Source organism: Streptomyces sp. NBC_01506 (assembly GCF_045040295.1).
In the GTDB taxonomy this organism is placed as follows: domain Bacteria; phylum Actinomycetota; class Actinomycetes; order Streptomycetales; family Streptomycetaceae; genus Streptomyces.
The window spans coordinates 6,074,777-6,092,331 of sequence record NZ_CP109422.1 but is presented as its reverse complement, the minus strand read 5'-3'; the positions used below and the strand labels follow the sequence as shown (position 1 = coordinate 6,092,331).

The 17,555-nt window shown below is 66.0% G+C and carries 10 protein-coding genes and 3 rRNA genes; 2 read left to right on the top strand and 11 right to left on the bottom strand.

What is annotated here, in order from left to right; genetic code table 11:
* The first annotated feature begins 3 nt into the window (after positions 1-3).
* Complete coding sequence (locus OG329_RS27105) at positions 4-1,314, top strand: DUF58 domain-containing protein (protein ID WP_405798823.1); 1,311 nt, start codon at positions 4-6, stop codon at positions 1,312-1,314.
* Between the two features lie 100 nt (positions 1,315-1,414).
* On the opposite strand, the gene rrf is transcribed toward OG329_RS27105, so the two are convergent.
* The 4 genes from rrf to OG329_RS27085 form a co-directional block, all read right to left on the bottom strand.
* Positions 1,415-1,531 (bottom strand): 5S ribosomal RNA (gene rrf, locus OG329_RS27100).
* A gap of 80 nt (positions 1,532-1,611) precedes the next feature.
* Positions 1,612-4,734, bottom strand: a 23S ribosomal RNA gene (locus tag OG329_RS27095).
* A 310-nt stretch (positions 4,735-5,044) separates the two neighbouring features.
* Positions 5,045-6,568: ribosomal RNA gene (locus OG329_RS27090) — 16S ribosomal RNA — on the bottom strand.
* The 16S, 23S and 5S rRNA genes sit together here, the layout of an rRNA operon.
* A gap of 599 nt (positions 6,569-7,167) precedes the next feature.
* The gene (locus OG329_RS27085) at positions 7,168-8,175 is read right to left on the bottom strand and encodes a stage II sporulation protein M (protein WP_405798821.1); all 1,008 of its coding nucleotides are present in this window, start codon (positions 8,173-8,175) and stop codon (positions 7,168-7,170) included.
* Between the two features lie 118 nt (positions 8,176-8,293).
* On the opposite strand from OG329_RS27085, the gene OG329_RS27080 reads away from it, so the two are divergent.
* Positions 8,294-9,217, top strand: a complete 924-nt coding sequence (locus tag OG329_RS27080) for an RDD family protein (protein WP_405798819.1) — start codon at positions 8,294-8,296, stop codon at positions 9,215-9,217.
* 30 nt (positions 9,218-9,247) lie between these two features.
* Here OG329_RS27080 and OG329_RS27075 read toward each other — a convergent pair whose 3' ends face one another.
* From OG329_RS27075 to OG329_RS27045, 7 genes are all read right to left on the bottom strand, one after another.
* Positions 9,248-9,862, bottom strand: coding sequence for a hypothetical protein (locus tag OG329_RS27075; protein WP_405798818.1), 615 nt, complete (start codon positions 9,860-9,862; stop codon positions 9,248-9,250).
* 193 nt (positions 9,863-10,055) lie between these two features.
* On the bottom strand, positions 10,056-11,513 hold the full coding sequence (gene ahcY / locus OG329_RS27070; RefSeq protein WP_405798816.1) for an adenosylhomocysteinase: 1,458 nt from the start codon (positions 11,511-11,513) through the stop codon (positions 10,056-10,058).
* Between the two features lie 459 nt (positions 11,514-11,972).
* Positions 11,973-12,980 carry a cation diffusion facilitator family transporter gene (locus OG329_RS27065; protein ID WP_405798815.1) on the bottom strand — a complete coding sequence of 336 codons (1,008 nt, stop codon included), beginning with the start codon at positions 12,978-12,980 and terminating at the stop codon, positions 11,973-11,975.
* A 98-nt stretch (positions 12,981-13,078) separates the two neighbouring features.
* Positions 13,079-14,248, bottom strand: a complete 1,170-nt coding sequence (gene manA, locus OG329_RS27060) for a mannose-6-phosphate isomerase, class I (protein WP_405798813.1) — start codon at positions 14,246-14,248, stop codon at positions 13,079-13,081.
* Positions 14,249-14,358: 110 nt separating this feature from the next.
* Positions 14,359-15,495, bottom strand: coding sequence for an SIS domain-containing protein (locus tag OG329_RS27055; RefSeq protein ID WP_405798811.1), 1,137 nt, complete (start codon positions 15,493-15,495; stop codon positions 14,359-14,361).
* A gap of 230 nt (positions 15,496-15,725) precedes the next feature.
* A complete protein-coding gene (locus tag OG329_RS27050; protein WP_078077031.1) occupies positions 15,726-15,908 on the bottom strand; it encodes a Trm112 family protein in 183 nt (60 codons plus the stop codon).
* 288 nt (positions 15,909-16,196) lie between these two features.
* A complete protein-coding gene (locus OG329_RS27045; protein WP_405798809.1) occupies positions 16,197-17,555 on the bottom strand; it encodes a phosphomannomutase/phosphoglucomutase in 1,359 nt (452 codons plus the stop codon).

Genomic DNA, 17,555 nt, shown 5'->3' with positions numbered 1-17,555 from the left:
ACCATGGCCCTCACCGGACGAGCGGCACTCCTCGCCGCTCTCGGCTCGCTTCCCGTCGGCCTCCTCGCCCCAAGCTGGGCGGGGATGCTGGCGGTCAACGCGCCCCTGTCCCTCGCAATTCTGTGCGACTACTGCCTGGCCGCGCCAGTGCGATCGCTCCAGTTCACTCGAAGTGGTGATACGTCAGTTCGACTCGGCGAAAGCGCCGAGGTCCAGCTCACCGTCACCAACCCGGCACGTCGCACACTGCGCGCCCATATCCGCGACGCATGGCCCCCGAGCAGTTGGCCGACCGGCACCGAACAAGCCGCCTCCCGGCACGAGTTGACAGTGCCCGCCGGTGAACGCCGCCGTATCTCCACACTCCTGCGCCCGACCCGCCGCGGCGACAGGCATACGGAGCGAGTGACCGTACGCTCCTTCGGCCCCCTCGGCCTGGCGGCCCGCCAGGGAAATCACGACGTCCCGTGGACGGTGCGTGTCCTGCCGCCCTTCACGAGCCGCAAGCACCTGCCGTCCAGGCTCGCCCGGCTCCGCGAACTCGACGGCCGGACAAGCGTGCTCACCCGCGGCGAAGGCACCGAGTTCGACAGCCTCCGCCCCTACATACCGGGAGACGACACCCGCTCCATCGACTGGCGCGCCACCGCTCGCCAGTCGGCGGTCACGATTCGTACCTGGCGGCCCGAGCGTGACCGCCACATCCTCGTCGTCCTCGACACCGGCCGCACGTCGGCCGGCCGCGTGGGCGACGTCCCCCGCCTCGACGCCGCGATGGACGCCACGCTTCTGCTCACCGCACTCGCCACCCGCGCCGGCGACCGGGTGGACCTACTGGCGTACGACCGCCGGACACGCGCCCAGGTCCGGGGCCGCTCGGCGAGCGACGTACTGCCCGCGCTGGTGAACGCACTCTCCACGCTCGAGCCCGAGCTGGTGGAAACGGACGCACGCGGCCTGGCCGCCACGGTCCTGAAAAGCGCCCCACGCCGTTCACTCATCGTGCTCCTGACCAGTCTCGAAGCGGCACCGGTGGAGGAAGGGCTCCTGCCTGTCCTCCCTCAACTCACCCAGCGGCACACGGTGCTTGTCGCCTCGGTGGCAGATCCGCACGCCCAGACCATGAGCACGGCACGCGGCTCGGTGGACGCGGTGTACGAAGCGGCCGCCGGCTCTCAGGCACAGTCTCAACGACGCCGTACGTCGGAAAAGCTCCAGCGCTACGGCGTCACCGTCGTGGACGCCGTGCCCGACTCATTGGCACCGGCGCTGGCAGATGCCTATCTGGCACTGAAAGCTGCGGGCCGCCTCTGAATGGCCGGATACGGGGAGAGGAAATGCCCCGCACCCGCAAAAAGGCTTTTGAACGCAGAAATGCCCCGCACCAGAAGGTGCAGGGCATTCCCCAAAAATTGTTCGGCGGCGTCCTACTCTCCCACAGGGTCCCCCCTGCAGTACCATCGGCGCTGAAAGGCTTAGCTTCCGGGTTCGGAATGTAACCGGGCGTTTCCCTAACGCAATGACCACCGAAACACAATGAAACACTGAACCAACCGGAAAAACACACAGTCGTTCGTTGTCTCAGAACTAACACAGTGGACGCGAGCAACTGAGGACAAGCCCTCGGCCTATTAGTACCGGTCAACTCCACACCTCACGGTGCTTCCATATCCGGCCTATCAACCCAGTCGTCTACTGGGAGCCTTACCCCATCAAGTGGGTGGGAGTCCTCATCTCGAAGCAGGCTTCCCGCTTAGATGCTTTCAGCGGTTATCCCTCCCGAACGTAGCCAACCAGCCATGCCCTTGGCAGGACAACTGGCACACCAGAGGTTCGTCCGTCCCGGTCCTCTCGTACTAGGGACAGCCCTTCTCAAGACTCCTGCGCGCGCAGCGGATAGGGACCGAACTGTCTCACGACGTTCTAAACCCAGCTCGCGTACCGCTTTAATGGGCGAACAGCCCAACCCTTGGGACCGACTCCAGCCCCAGGATGCGACGAGCCGACATCGAGGTGCCAAACCATCCCGTCGATATGGACTCTTGGGGAAGATCAGCCTGTTATCCCCGGGGTACCTTTTATCCGTTGAGCGACGGCGCTTCCACAAGCCACCGCCGGATCACTAGTCCCGACTTTCGTCCCTGCTCGACCCGTCGGTCTCACAGTCAAGCTCCCTTGTGCACTTACACTCAACACCTGATTACCAACCAGGCTGAGGGAACCTTTGGGCGCCTCCGTTACTCTTTAGGAGGCAACCGCCCCAGTTAAACTACCCATCAGACACTGTCCCTGATCCGGATCACGGACCCAGGTTAGACATCCAGCACGACCAGAGTGGTATTTCAACGGCGACTCCACCGGAACTGGCGTCCCGATCTCAAAGTCTCCCACCTATCCTACACAAGCCGAACCGAACACCAATATCAAACTGTAGTAAAGGTCCCGGGGTCTTTCCGTCCTGCTGCGCGAAACGAGCATCTTTACTCGTAGTGCAATTTCACCGGGCCTATGGTTGAGACAGTCGAGAAGTCGTTACGCCATTCGTGCAGGTCGGAACTTACCCGACAAGGAATTTCGCTACCTTAGGATGGTTATAGTTACCACCGCCGTTTACTGGCGCTTAAGTTCTCAGCTTCGCCACACCGAAATGTGACTAACCGGTCCCCTTAACGTTCCAGCACCGGGCAGGCGTCAGTCCGTATACATCGCCTTACGGCTTCGCACGGACCTGTGTTTTTAGTAAACAGTCGCTTCTCGCTGGTCTCTGCGGCCACCCCCAGCTCACACTGCAAGAGTGATCACCGGAAATGGCCCCCTTCTCCCGAAGTTACGGGGGCATTTTGCCGAGTTCCTTAACCATAGTTCACCCGAACGCCTCGGTATTCTCTACCTGACCACCTGAGTCGGTTTAGGGTACGGGCCGCCATGAAACTCGCTAGAGGCTTTTCTCGACAGCATAGGATCATCCACTTCACCACAATCGGCTCGGCATCAGGTCTCAGACTATGTGCACGACGGATTTGCCTACCGTGCGTCCTACACCCTTACCCCGGGACAACCACCGCCCGGGCTGGACTACCTTCCTGCGTCACCCCATCGCTTACCTACTACAAGTCTGGTCCGACGGCTCCACCACTCCCCTTTGCCCGAAGGCTCCAGGGCGGCTTCACGGTCTTAGCATCGCCTGATTCAGTACTGGGCGTTTCAAAGCGGGTACCGGAATATCAACCGGTTGTCCATCGACTACGCCTGTCGGCCTCGCCTTAGGTCCCGACTTACCCTGGGCAGATCAGCTTGACCCAGGAACCCTTAGTCAATCGGCGCACACGTTTCCCACGTGTGTATCGCTACTCATGCCTGCATTCTCACTCGTGAACCGTCCACAACTCGCTTCCGCGGCTGCTTCACCCGGCACACGACGCTCCCCTACCCATCCGCACGCCCGTTGAGGCTATATGTACGAATGACACGACTTCGGCGGTACGCTTGAGCCCCGCTACATTGTCGGCGCGGAATCACTTGACCAGTGAGCTATTACGCACTCTTTCAAGGGTGGCTGCTTCTAAGCCAACCTCCTGGTTGTCTCTGCGACTCCACATCCTTTCCCACTTAGCGTACGCTTAGGGGCCTTAGTCGATGCTCTGGGCTGTTTCCCTCTCGACCATGGAGCTTATCCCCCACAGTCTCACTGCCGCGCTCTCACTTACCGGCATTCGGAGTTTGGCTAAGGTCAGTAACCCGGTAGGGCCCATCGCCTATCCAGTGCTCTACCTCCGGCAAGAAACACACGACGCTGCACCTAAATGCATTTCGGGGAGAACCAGCTATCACGGAGTTTGATTGGCCTTTCACCCCTAACCACAGGTCATCCCCCAGGTTTTCAACCCTGGTGGGTTCGGTCCTCCACGACCTCTTACAGCCGCTTCAACCTGCCCATGGCTAGATCACTCCGCTTCGGGTCTTGAGCGCGCTACTATACCGCCCTGTTCGGACTCGCTTTCGCTACGGCTTCCCCACACGGGTTAACCTCGCAACACACCGCAAACTCGCAGGCTCATTCTTCAAAAGGCACGCAGTCACGACTGACAGCACAAGTGCTGCCAGCGACGCTCCCACGGCTTGTAGGCACACGGTTTCAGGTACTATTTCACTCCGCTCCCGCGGTACTTTTCACCATTCCCTCACGGTACTATCCGCTATCGGTCACCAGGGAATATTTAGGCTTAGCGGGTGGTCCCGCCAGATTCACACGGGATTTCTCGGGCCCCGTGCTACTTGGGAAATACGCAAGAGAGCCGTACAGATTTCAGCTACGGGGGTCTTACCCTCTACGCCGGACCTTTCGCATGTCCTTCGCCTACCTGTACGGTTTCTGACTCTCCGACCAGCCGGCAGACTGATCAAGTGCACTCCCACAACCCCGTATACGCAACCCCTGCCGGGTCTCACACACATACGGTTTGGCCTCATCCGGTTTCGCTCGCCACTACTCCCGGAATCACGGTTGTTTTCTCTTCCTGAGGGTACTGAGATGTTTCACTTCCCCTCGTTCCCTCCACATACCCTATGTGTTCAGGTACGGGTGACAGCCCATGACGACTGCCGGGTTTCCCCATTCGGAAACCCCCGGATCAAAGCCTGGTTGACGGCTCCCCGGGGACTATCGTGGCCTCCCACGTCCTTCATCGGTTCCTGGTGCCAAGGCATCCACCGTGCGCCCTTAAAAACTTGGCCACAGATGCTCGCGTCCACTGTGCAGTTCTCAAACAACGACCAACCACCCGCCACCCCACCGCATACACAGTGAGTTCACCGGGGCCGGCATCCCGAAGACACAAACAGCTCACGCCGCCCGTACCTTCAGACACCCAACAGCGCGCCCGGCCCAGCCTCCCAGCATTCCCGTTCCACGCCGAAGCAGTACTTGGAAAACCCTGAAAAACTGTGCCGAATAGTCAACGTTCCACCCATGAGCAACCAGCACCGGACAGTCGCCGGTGTACTGGCCTCTGACCAAGCGAACTTGGTGAGAAGTGCTCCTTAGAAAGGAGGTGATCCAGCCGCACCTTCCGGTACGGCTACCTTGTTACGACTTCGTCCCAATCGCCAGTCCCACCTTCGACAGCTCCCTCCCACAAGGGGTTGGGCCACCGGCTTCGGGTGTTACCGACTTTCGTGACGTGACGGGCGGTGTGTACAAGGCCCGGGAACGTATTCACCGCAGCAATGCTGATCTGCGATTACTAGCAACTCCGACTTCATGGGGTCGAGTTGCAGACCCCAATCCGAACTGAGACCGGCTTTTTGAGATTCGCTCCACCTTGCGGTATCGCAGCTCATTGTACCGGCCATTGTAGCACGTGTGCAGCCCAAGACATAAGGGGCATGATGACTTGACGTCGTCCCCACCTTCCTCCGAGTTGACCCCGGCGGTCTCCTGTGAGTCCCCATCACCCCGAAGGGCATGCTGGCAACACAGAACAAGGGTTGCGCTCGTTGCGGGACTTAACCCAACATCTCACGACACGAGCTGACGACAGCCATGCACCACCTGTACACCGACCACAAGGGGGGCACCATCTCTGATGCTTTCCGGTGTATGTCAAGCCTTGGTAAGGTTCTTCGCGTTGCGTCGAATTAAGCCACATGCTCCGCTGCTTGTGCGGGCCCCCGTCAATTCCTTTGAGTTTTAGCCTTGCGGCCGTACTCCCCAGGCGGGGAACTTAATGCGTTAGCTGCGGCACCGACGACGTGGAATGTCGCCAACACCTAGTTCCCAACGTTTACGGCGTGGACTACCAGGGTATCTAATCCTGTTCGCTCCCCACGCTTTCGCTCCTCAGCGTCAGTAATGGCCCAGAGATCCGCCTTCGCCACCGGTGTTCCTCCTGATATCTGCGCATTTCACCGCTACACCAGGAATTCCGATCTCCCCTACCACACTCTAGTCTGCCCGTATCGAATGCAGACCCGGGGTTAAGCCCCGGGCTTTCACACCCGACGTGACAGACCGCCTACGAGCTCTTTACGCCCAATAATTCCGGACAACGCTTGCGCCCTACGTATTACCGCGGCTGCTGGCACGTAGTTAGCCGGCGCTTCTTCTGCAGGTACCGTCACTTGCGCTTCTTCCCTGCTGAAAGAGGTTTACAACCCGAAGGCCGTCATCCCTCACGCGGCGTCGCTGCATCAGGCTTTCGCCCATTGTGCAATATTCCCCACTGCTGCCTCCCGTAGGAGTCTGGGCCGTGTCTCAGTCCCAGTGTGGCCGGTCGCCCTCTCAGGCCGGCTACCCGTCGTCGCCTTGGTAGGCCATTACCCCACCAACAAGCTGATAGGCCGCGGGCTCATCCTGCACCGCCGGAGCTTTCAACCATCCCCCATGAGGGGCACAGTATTATCCGGTATTAGACCCCGTTTCCAGGGCTTGTCCCAGAGTGCAGGGCAGATTGCCCACGTGTTACTCACCCGTTCGCCACTAATCCACCCGAAGGCTTCATCGTTCGACTTGCATGTGTTAAGCACGCCGCCAGCGTTCGTCCTGAGCCAGGATCAAACTCTCCGTGAATGTTTACCCGATATCGGGTGACACCACGAGAGCGGAACGGTCGACCGGAATAAGGCCAACCGTTCACAGCGTCCTCGCTGTGTTTCTATCAAAGGAACCTCAACCCCAGCCCACAGAATGTGGACGAGGTCGGGGTATCAACATATCTGGCGTTGACTTTTGGCACGCTGTTGAGTTCTCAAGGAACGGACGCTTCCTTCGACCCCGTCTCCGGGCCCTCCGGGCTTTCCCTTCGGTCTTGCTGTCCTGCGTTTCCGACTCTATCAGAACCTTTTCGCGTCTCACTTCTCATGGAGAAGCGGTCTCGATTAAGAGTTCCGATGACCTTCGGAGTGGCCCTTTGCCTTTCGGCGAGCCCGACATTATCAGAAACATCCGGGCCGACTAAATCGGCCACCGTGATCCGGATGATGTATCGGAAAGCCCTGCGGAAATTCGATTCCCGCTCAGAGCTGGGTAGACATTAACTGTCGCTCTCAAACATGTCCAGCTTCGAGGCAACCGTTCAAATCTACCTCCCCACGCAGACCCTGTCAATGGTCGTCAGGGTTTTTGTGGAGCGGTGAGGAGACTAACAGGTCAGCGACCCGCAATGCACATCAGGCCGCTGTGGGCAGTTGGGCGCTCTGGTCGGCGCTCTCCACGTCGCCCATGTCGCCCTCTCGGGCCGCCCGGCCCCCGAGCACGTACACGTAAGCCAGGAAGGCCAGTTCGGACACGACGCCGATGGCGATGCGCGCCCATGTCGGCAGACCGGACGGGGTCACGAAGCCCTCGATCAGGCCCGACACGAACAGGATCAGGGCGAGACCGATGGCCATCCCCACTGCCGCCCGCCCCTGTTGGGCGAGCGCTGTGCGGCGGGTGTAGGGACCGGGGTCGATCAGGGTCCAGCCGAGGCGCAGGCCCGTACCCGCCGCGACGAACACGGCTGTCAGTTCGAGCAGTCCGTGGGGCAGGACCAGGCCGAGGAATGTATCCAAGCGGCCGGCCGACGACATCAGGCCCATGCCTACGCCGAGGTTGAGCATGTTCAGGAAGAGGATCCAGATCACCGGGAAGCAGAGGAAAGCACCGAGGACGAGGCACATGGCCGCGGCCTGGGCGTTGTTCGTCCATACCTGGGCCGCGAAGGACGCCGCCGGGTGGCTTGAGTAGTAGGTCTCGTACTCGCCACCGGGTCTGGTCATCTGGCGGAGGTCTTCGGGGGCCGCGATCGCCGACTGGACCTCAGGGTGCGCCGCTATCCACCAGCCGATGAGCGCGGAGACGAGCACCGAGAGAACTGCGGTCGGTATCCACCAGTGGCGGGAGCGGTACATGGCGGCGGGGAAGCTCGCCGTAAGGAAGCGGGCGGCGTCGCGCCAGCCGGCGCGGCGGGTGCCGGTGACCACCGAGCGGGCCCGCGCGACCAACTGGGTCAGGCGCGCGATGAGCATGGGGTCCGGGGCGCTGGACTGGATCAGGGAAAGATGGGTGGCCGTCCGTTGGTAGAGGGCGACGAGTTCGTCTGCCTCCGTACCGGTGAGGTGACGTCCACGGCGCAGGAGAAAGTCCAGGCGGTCCCACTCAGGTCGGTGGGCCGTCACGAAGACGTCGAGATCCATGGTCGGCTGCTGCTCCAGGCACTGGGTGCGTACGGTCCGTACTACTGCGGCACGTTGCAGGCCAGCTTGGCAGACTGAGCGGTCCGGGGGCAGAGAAGGTCGGCGAAGGGTGGCATCGGTGAATGAGCTTGTGACGGGCGACGCGGTCGTACTGGGGCTGCGCCCCGCGAAGCTGCCGAGCCGGGCGTTGGCCGTCGTCATCGATCTGGTGGTGGTCTGGGCCGCGTACATCGTGGTCTCGATCGTCCTCGCCATCGCGACGGATTCGCTGGACACGGCGGCGGTGGCGGCGTTGGCGGTCGCGAGTTTCCTGTTGATCCCGGTGGGTGTGCCGATCGCGGTGGAAACCCTCAGCCATGGGCGTTCGTTGGGGAAACTGGCCTGCGGGCTGCGGGTGGTGCGTGACGACGGCGGGCCCATCCGGTTCCGCCACGCTCTGGTGCGTGGGGCGATCGGTGTGGTGGAACTGCTGATGTCCTTCGGCGTCATCGCGTCGATCGCCTCGCTCGTGTCCGCGCGTGGGCGTCGGGTCGGGGACCTGTTCGCGGGGACCCTGGTCGTACGCGAGCGGGTGCCCGCGGATCGAGCCCCCGCCGTACCGCCTCCGCCGCCGTGGCTCGTCGGACGCTTCTCCGAGCTGGATCTGTCGTCGGTGCCCGACGATCTGTGGCTGGCCATACGGCAGTATCTGACCCGGATGCGGCAGCTCGACCCCGGCGTCGGCTGGTCGATGTCGCAGCGGCTGGCCGGTGATCTGGCCGCGCGTACGGGTGTGCCGGTGCCGCCCGGTGTGCCGCCGGCGGCGTATCTGGCGGCCGTGGTGAACGAACGGCAGGCACGGGACGCGCGGCGGACCTTCGGCGCCGTCGCGGCCGGTCGGGCCGCGCCCGGCCCGGCTGGCCCCGTCGGCGTGCCGGCGCACACGCACCCGCCGGATGTGGCACCACCGCACGCCCCACGGCCCCAAGCGGCCGACGCGGCGTCAACTCGCGGGCAGGGTCCGGCCGCTGCCCCGGCGTCAGGGTTCGCGCCGCCCGCCTAGGGTCCGTTGGTCCGGCCAACCGCGTCGGTGTCAGGGCCGGGGCGACGGCGGGGATTCGAGGTCTTCGAGCTCGATGCCCGGCGCCGCGAGGACCACGTCGCCGCTGATGTGGACGCTGTGCTGCTCACCGGTGTCCAGGGCGCTGACCTGGTACTCGTCCACGGTCAGGGGTCCATTGTCAGTGGCATGCGCTTCACTGCTCAGTAGCGCCCAGGACTGGTCGAGAGTTCGGGGGGCGAGGACAGGGTCCGTGAACGCCACGAGGCGCACGCGGGTCTCGGGGGAAGCGGGAGTGAGGCGCAGAAGGCGGGTGATCGCGACGAGGAACGCGGGGGATGTGCCGGTGAAGGCGTGGGCGGGGACATTGCCCTCGGTGGCTTCGGTGCCGCTGGGGTCGGTACGGACCCAGGTGACGCCTTCGAGTGCGGCGGCGCGCACCCGCCAGCTCGCGGCGTGCAGTTCGAGACGGAGGGGGCGGCCCAACTCATCGAGGGTCAGGTCGACGGAGCCGGAATGCTCGCCGGAGGGCGCGGTGGTCTGGGAGACATAGCGCCAGCCCGAGGGGCCCGGTGCGCAGTGGAAATGTTCTTCGCCGAGGGGGGTGTGGTCGTGCGGATCGTGGAGTGAGTAGCGGCCACGGGGCATGTGCGGGAGTCCTTCGGTGTCCTCGGAGCCCGTGCCGTGAGAGCGCACGGGAGTGCCGCCCGCGTACACACAGACCACCTGGACCCGCCCGGACCGAAAGCGGGTGGGATCAGGAGCCGGACCGGGGCAGGCCCCCAACACGGGGGTGTGGGGGCCTGCCCGTACCGCCGTTGTCGGCGGCGGTGCCTGTGGGTCAGTAGCGGTAGTGGTCGGACTTGTACGGGCCTTCGACCTTCACGCCAATGTACTCGGCCTGCTCGGGGCGCAGCGTCGTGAGCTTCACGCCGAGCGCGTCGAGGTGGAGGCGGGCGACCTTCTCGTCGAGGTGCTTGGGCAGCACGTAGACGTCGGTCGGGTACTCCTCGGGCTTGGTGAACAGCTCGATCTGGGCCAGCGTCTGGTCCGCGAACGAGTTGGACATCACGAAGGAGGGGTGGCCGGTCGCGTTGCCGAGGTTCAGCAGGCGGCCCTCGGACAGGACGATCAGCGTCTTGCCGTCGGGGAACTTCCAGGTGTGGACCTGCGGCTTGACCTCGTCCTTGACGATGCCGGGGACCTTCGCGAGGCCGGCCATGTCGATCTCGTTGTCGAAGTGGCCGATGTTGCCGACGATCGCCTGGTGCTTCATCTTGGCCATGTCCGCGGCCATGATGATGTCCTTGTTGCCCGTCGTGGTGACGAAGATGTCGGCGATGCCGACGACGTCGTCGAGCGTCGAGACCTGGAAGCCGTCCATCGCCGCCTGGAGCGCGCAGATCGGGTCGATCTCGGTGATGATCACGCGGGCGCCCTGGCCGCGCAGGGACTCCGCGCAGCCCTTGCCCACGTCGCCGTAGCCGAAGACGACGGCGACCTTGCCGCCGATCAGCACGTCGGTGGCGCGGTTGATGCCGTCGATCAGCGAGTGGCGGCAGCCGTACTTGTTGTCGAACTTCGACTTGGTCACGGCATCGTTGACGTTGATCGCCGGGAAGAGGAGGGTGCCGTCGCGGTGCATCTCGTAGAGGCGGTGCACACCGGTCGTGGTCTCTTCGGTGACGCCGCGGATCTCGGACGCCAGGCGGGTCCACTTCTGCGGGTTCTCGGTGAGGGTGCGGTTGAGGAGACGCAGGATGTAGCTGTACTCCTCGCTGTCCGCCGTGGCCGGGTCCGGGGCCACGCCGGCCTTCTCGAACTCGACGCCCTTGTGGACGAGCAGGGTGGCGTCGCCACCGTCGTCCAGGATCATGTTCGGGCCGCCGGTGGAGGCGTTCGGCCAGGTCAGGGCCTGCTCCGTGCACCACCAGTACTCTTCGAGCGTCTCGCCCTTCCAGGCGAAGACCGGGACGCCCCGCGGGTCGTCCGGGGTGCCCTTGGGGCCGACGGCCACCGCGGCGGCGGCGTGGTCCTGGGTGGAGAAGATGTTGCAGGAGGCCCAGCGGACGTCGGCGCCGAGCGCGACCAGCGTCTCGATGAGGACGGCGGTCTGCACGGTCATGTGCAGGGAGCCGGTGACGCGGGCGCCGGCGAGGGGCCGCGCCTCGGCGTACTCCCTGCGGATCGACATCAGGCCGGGCATCTCGTGCTCGGCGAGGGTGATCTCCTTGCGGCCGAACTCGGCAAGCGAGAGATCGGCGACCTTGAAGTCCTGTCGGTTGGCGACAGTGGTCATAGCGAGCTGCTCCTCGTAAAGGGGTCGAGGGTGGGTACGGCTGACTCTGCGGCGGGCGGGCATAGGAATGCCCGGACGTACGCAACGCAGTCCGTCGGAGGCCCTCTCTCCCTCGGCCGGTCCGCGCCGCAGACCGCCCGACCGCCATCAGCAGCGACGTCTGGCTCTGCTGACGAATCTACACCGATCGGCCCAGCGCCCTACAGCGCACCGGGGCCTTGCTCCCGGCCGCGACGGAATCCGAAGGGATCCCAACTCGGGCCTTCCGGGCTTTTCATCGAGTGTCCCCGGTCGGCGAGCGGATGCTGCGGAACCGCCGACTGCCCGCACCCGACAAGGCGGCGATTCCCGGGGGTTGCGGGGTGAGGTCCGGTAGGTCGTACGAACTCATCTTCGTAAGGAGGCCCCGGTGCGAGCTGCGCCGGGGCCTTCGTACGGGTGACGGGTGCGAGCAGGTGATCAGTGGTCGTTGTCCGAGTCGGGAGCCGGCTCAGGGTCCGGCTCTGTCTCCGAGGCGTTCGGCGACTTGGCCGGGTTGGTGCCCGCCGCAGCGGCGGCGGCGTTGAAGATGTCCGGCTCGAGATAGATCACGCGGGCGATCGGGACAGCCTCGCGGATCCGTCCCTCGGCGGCGTTGATCGCGTGGGCGACCTCGGCGGCCGTGTCCTCGTACTTGACGGCGATCTTGGCTGCCACCAGCAATTCCTCGGGGCCGAGGTGGAGCGTACGCATGTGGATGATGCCGGTGACGACGTCGCCGTCGACGATCGCGGCCTTGATCTTCTCCACGTCCTCCCGGCCGGCGGACTCACCGAGCAGCAGGGACTTCGTCTCGGCAGCCAGGACCAGCGCGATCACGATCAGCAGGATGCCGATGCAGAGCGTGCCGATGCCGTCCCATACGCCGTCGCCCGTGGCGAGCGCCAGGCTCACACCCGCGAGCGCGAGGATCAGACCGACCAGCGCGCCCAGGTCTTCCAGCAGGACGACCGGCAGCTCGGGAGCCTTGGAGTGCCGGATGAACTCCTTCCAGGAGCGCTTGCCGCGCGTCTGGTTGGACTCGACGATGGCCGTGCGGAAGGAGAACGACTCGGCGATGATCGCGAATACGAGGACACCGACCGGCCAGTACCACGCCTCGATCTCGTGCGGGTGCTTGATCTTCTCGTAGCCCTCGTAGATGGCGAACATGCCGCCGACGGAGAAGAGCACGATGGAGACGAGGAACGCGTAGATGTAGCGCTCACGGCCGTAGCCGAAGGGGTGTTCAGGGGTCGCCTCGCGCTTCGCCTTCTTGCCGCCGAGGAGCAGCAGTCCCTGGTTGCCCGAGTCGGCGAGCGAGTGCACGCTCTCGGCGAGCATCGACGACGATCCACTGAAGAGGAACGCCACGAACTTGGCTACTGCGATCGCGAAGTTGGCGACGAGCGCCGCCACGATCGCCTTGGTTCCGCCTGACGCGCTCATGGGTGCGGTGGATCCCTTCCTTGGTCTGCGGCCCTGGCGCCGCGGTACGGCGGCACATTGTTGCAGCCGCCGGGGCGGACCGTACGCGGAGCGCTGGTTCAGGCGATAACGGTGGCCCGGAAAACCGTTCCTGTACCGGTCAGTTCGGTCTTCTCGCCGGCCGGGACGAAGACCGAACCGCCAGGGGCCAGGTCGATGTCGTTGGCGCGCGGCGCGCCCTGCGTGCAGAGGAGGATCTGGGCGGTGTCGGCGGTGAGTTCTCGGGGCGTCGCGCCGGGTGCCAGGACATAGCGGGACAGCCGGAAGTCGTCGATCGGGGTGTCGTACAACTCCTCGCCGGACGCCGACGCCTCGGGGCGGAGCACGGCGGGTTCGGTCGACTCGAAGCGCACGACGCGGAGCAGTTCCGGGACATCGACGTGTTTGGGGGTGAGACCGCAGCGCAGGACGTTGTCCGAGTTGGCCATGATCTCGATGCCCAGGCCGTTCAGATAGGCGTGGGGGACGCCGTCGCCGAGGAAGAGTGCTTCGCCGGGCTGGAGTTGCAGGTGGTTGAGCAGCATGGCCGCTATGACGCCCGGGTCGCCGGGGTAGTGGTGTGCGATCGATACGTATGGCGAGTACTCGCCGCCGAGGCGTGCGGCGGCTTCGGCGGAGGAATGAACTGTGTGGGACATCTCGTCGGGGTCGGCGGTCAGCACGGCGGTGAGGACTTCGCGCAGCGCGGCCTCCTCGGGGTGTGCGCGCAGGAGGTCCACGTAGGGCTTGAGCGAGTCGACGTCCAGCCGGGCGAGGAAGTCCGCGGTCTCGGCGGGTGCGCGGAAGCCGCACAGGCCGTCGAAAGGGGTGAGGGCACAGATCAGTTCGGGCTTGTGGTTGGAGTCCTTGTAGTTGCGGTGCGGCGCGTCTATGGGGACGCCCTGGCGCTCCTCCGCCGCGTAACCCTCCTTCGCCTGGGCGAGGTTGGGATGGACCTGGAGGGAGAGAGGGGCGTCTGCGGCAAGGATCTTGAGGAGGAAGGGGAGACGTGGACCGAATTTCTTGACGGTGGCGGCGCCGAGTTCCGCCTCCGGGGCGGCTGCGATGACGTCGGAGAGCGGGTGGTCGAGGGGGGTGGTGGTGCGGTTGACACGGGACGGGGCCCCCGGGTGGGCGCCCATCCACATCTCGGCCTGGGGCTCGCCGGTCGGGGCGGTGCCGAGCAGATCCGGGATGGCGGTCGTGGAGCCCCAGGCGTAGGGGCGCACGGCGTTGGAGAGGCGGTCCATGGGTGCTTCCTGTTCCGTGACGTGCGGACGAATTCGGGTGACATACAGGCGAAGTGCGGGGCGCGTGAAGTGTGTTCAGCGCGGGGGTCTGTCGGGGAGGCCGGTCGGTGTCATTCGCGGTTGCCCGAGGCCAGGGCCAGATAGACGGCCGTGAAGTCGGTGACGGCGACGAGTTCCGCGAGGGCTTCGAGTTCGCTGCCCTCCTGCGGCTCCAGTTCGCTGATGGCCGTCTCGTGGCTGATGGCGAGTTCGCGGGCCGCGGGCGCCGCGGTCAGCCCGCCGACGGGTCGGTCGCGGAGCAGCACGACGCGGGCGCGCAGCGCCTGGGGCTCCTCGACGCGGTCGCGGAAGAAGTCGTCGGGGTCGGCGGCGCCGCCGGCGAAGTCGCCGCCCAGGAGGAGGCCGTGCGCGGGCAGGGCGCCGGGCAGCTCGGCGGCGAGCGCGGGGCGGCCGGACAACTCGGCCAGGACGGCTGCGAAGCGGCGCCCGGCGGGGGCGGCGGCCGTGCCTTCCGTCCAGATCAGCGGGAGGCTGTCGGCGAGTTCGGCGGCGAGGGTCTTGGCGGGGTTGCTGTACGTCGCGATGGCCGGGCCGCAGCGTTCAGCCGTGCTGTCGAGGCGGTCGGCGACGAGCTGAAGAGTCTCGGCCGGCGCGGTGAGCAGTCCGACGCGGTCGAGCAGCGAGAGGAGCGGGGTGAACAGCGCCCAGAGCGCACCCGGGCTCGCGGCCTGGATCTCCTCGTACTGCTCCTGGGGTGTGGGCGCCATGGGCACGGCGAGGCCGTGCGTGCCGCCGACGGCCTCGCTGAGCGGGGACTGGCGTGGGGCGACGGCGACGACGGTGCAGCCGCGTCGGTATGCCTGCTCGGCGAGGAGGGCGAGGCCCGGTTCGCCGCCGTCGGTGGTGGCGATCAGGAGCAGGTCGACGGAGCCGGCCCAGCCGGGGAGCGCCCAGCGCAGGGCACCTGCGGCGGGAGCCACGCCGGTGGGTCGCAGCACGGTGACGGGCGCGGCGGCGCCGGCGAGCGCGCCGAGGAGGTCGGCGACGCCGAGTGCGGCGGTGCCGGAGCCGGCGAACAGGACGGCGCGGGGGCGGCCCTCGGGGTTGAGCTGTCCGATGCCCGCCTCGGCGGCGTGCCGGACTGCGGTACGTACACGTGCCCCGGCCTCCGCGGCGCCGAGGAGGAGCCCACGGTGGTCGGCGCGCGCCAGCGCGTCCGGCACGTCGAGCAAGGACTCGTCGAGCATGGCGGGTAGGTCTCCGATCGCCGGGCGCCGTGGACGGCGCGTGAGCACGGGCGTTGCACGGGCCTGCGGGGCGGGGCGGCCTCTGGGCGCAGCGGGTCCGCCGCCGGGGCGTGTCTTCAAAGTAGCGCCGTCCGCCCCTGGGGCGGGGCCTGTGGCGGCCTGGTGCGGTGCGCCGCAGAGCGGGTGCCGTGCCAGGCGTCGCGGGCCGGGCGGGACTTTGAAGACATGGCCTAGGCGGGGCGGCGGGCCTCGTCCACGAGGAGGACGGGGATGTCGTCCCGGACCGGGTAGGCCAGGCCGCAGTCCGCGCCCGTGCAGATCAGCTCGGGTGTGTCCGCTTCGGTGCGGTCGCTGAGCGGCGCGTGGCAGGCCGGGCAGGCGAGGATCTCCAGAAGGCCGGCTTCGAGCGGCATGTGGTGGGTGTCCCTTCGAACGAGCTGAGGTGTACGGGATGGTGCGGAATGGGCCACGTCAGCCTACCGCCGGAGGATGGGGTGGGGCTCGCTCCGCAGGTGGGGCCGGGCCGGGGCCTGGGCCGGGGCGAGCGGTGCTTCCCCGCTCACCCCGCCCCTTCCCGAAACTGGGGCCTGCCCCGGAACCTGAGCCCGGGACCGGGCCGCGGCCCGGTCCCGTACCCGCCGTCGGCGCGGGCGGAGGCCGGTTCGTCCTGAACTGCCGGGGAGACCGAATTCAGCCAAGGTTCATGATCGGATCAGGGCCAGAGCCTCGTCCCTGATCTTGGACATCGTCTGTTCGTCGCGGGCCTCCACGTTGAGGCGCAGCAGCGGTTCCGTGTTGGAGGGGCGGACGTTGAACCACCAGTCGGAAGTAGTCACCGTCAGGCCGTCCAGGTCGTCCGTCGTGACGCCCTCGCGGTCGGTGAACGCTTTGCGTACGGCGGTCAGGCGGCCGGCCTGGTCGTCCACCGTGGAGTTGATCTCGCCCGATCCGGCGTAGCGGTCGTAGGAGGCGACGAGTTCGGACAGCGGGCCGCTCTGGCCGCCGAGCGCGGCCAGGACGTGGAGCGCGGCGAGCATGCCCGTGTCCGCGTTCCAGAACTCTCGGAAGTAGTAGTGCGCCGAGTGCTCACCGCCGAAGATCGCGCCGGTGCGGGCCATCTCCGTCTTGATGAAGGAGTGACCGACGCGCGTACGGACCGGGACACCGCCCCGTTCCCTGACGACCTCGGGGACCGACCAGGAGGTGATGAGGTTGTGGATCACCGTGCCGCCGGGGTGTTTGGCGAGTTCACGCTCGGCGACCAGCGCCGTGATCGCCGAAGGCGACACGCCCTTCCCCCGCTCGTCCACGACGAAGCAGCGGTCCGCGTCGCCGTCGAACGCCAGGCCCAGGTCCGCGCCTTCGGAGAGCACGCGGGCCTGGAGGTCCACGATGTTCTTCGGATCGAGCGGGTTGGCCTCGTGGTTGGGGAACGTGCCGTCCAGCTCGAAGTACATCGGGACCAGGTCGACCGGCAGCCCCGCGAAGACCGTGGGGACCGTGTGGCCCCCCATGCCGTTCCCCGCGTCGACCACGACCTTCAGCGGGCGGATCGCCGACAGCTCGACGAGGGACAGCAGATGTGCCGCGTAATCACTCAACGTGTCACGCTGTGTGATCGTTCCCGGCTTCGCGGCCGGCTCCGGGGGCCCCTCGGCCAGCCAGCTCTCGACCAGCGCGCGGATCTGGGCCAGACCGGTGTCCTGCCCCACCGGTGACGCCCCCGCGCGGCACATCTTGATGCCGTTGTACTGCGCGGGGTTGTGCGACGCGGTGAACATGGCGCCCGGCAGATCGAGCGCCCCGCTCGCGTAGTACAACTGGTCGGTCGAGCAGAGCCCGATCAGCGTGGCGTTCGCCCCGCGCCGGACCGCGCCCTTGGCGAAGCTCGCCGACAGGTGGGGCGAAGAAGGCCGCATGTCGTGACCGACGACGATCGCCGTGGCACCCGTGACTTCCACGAAGGCCGCTCCGAAGAGTTCGACGAGCCGGTCGTCGAGCTGGTCCGGATATACGCCACGTACGTCGTACGCCTTCACGATCTGGCCCAAGTCGGCCAC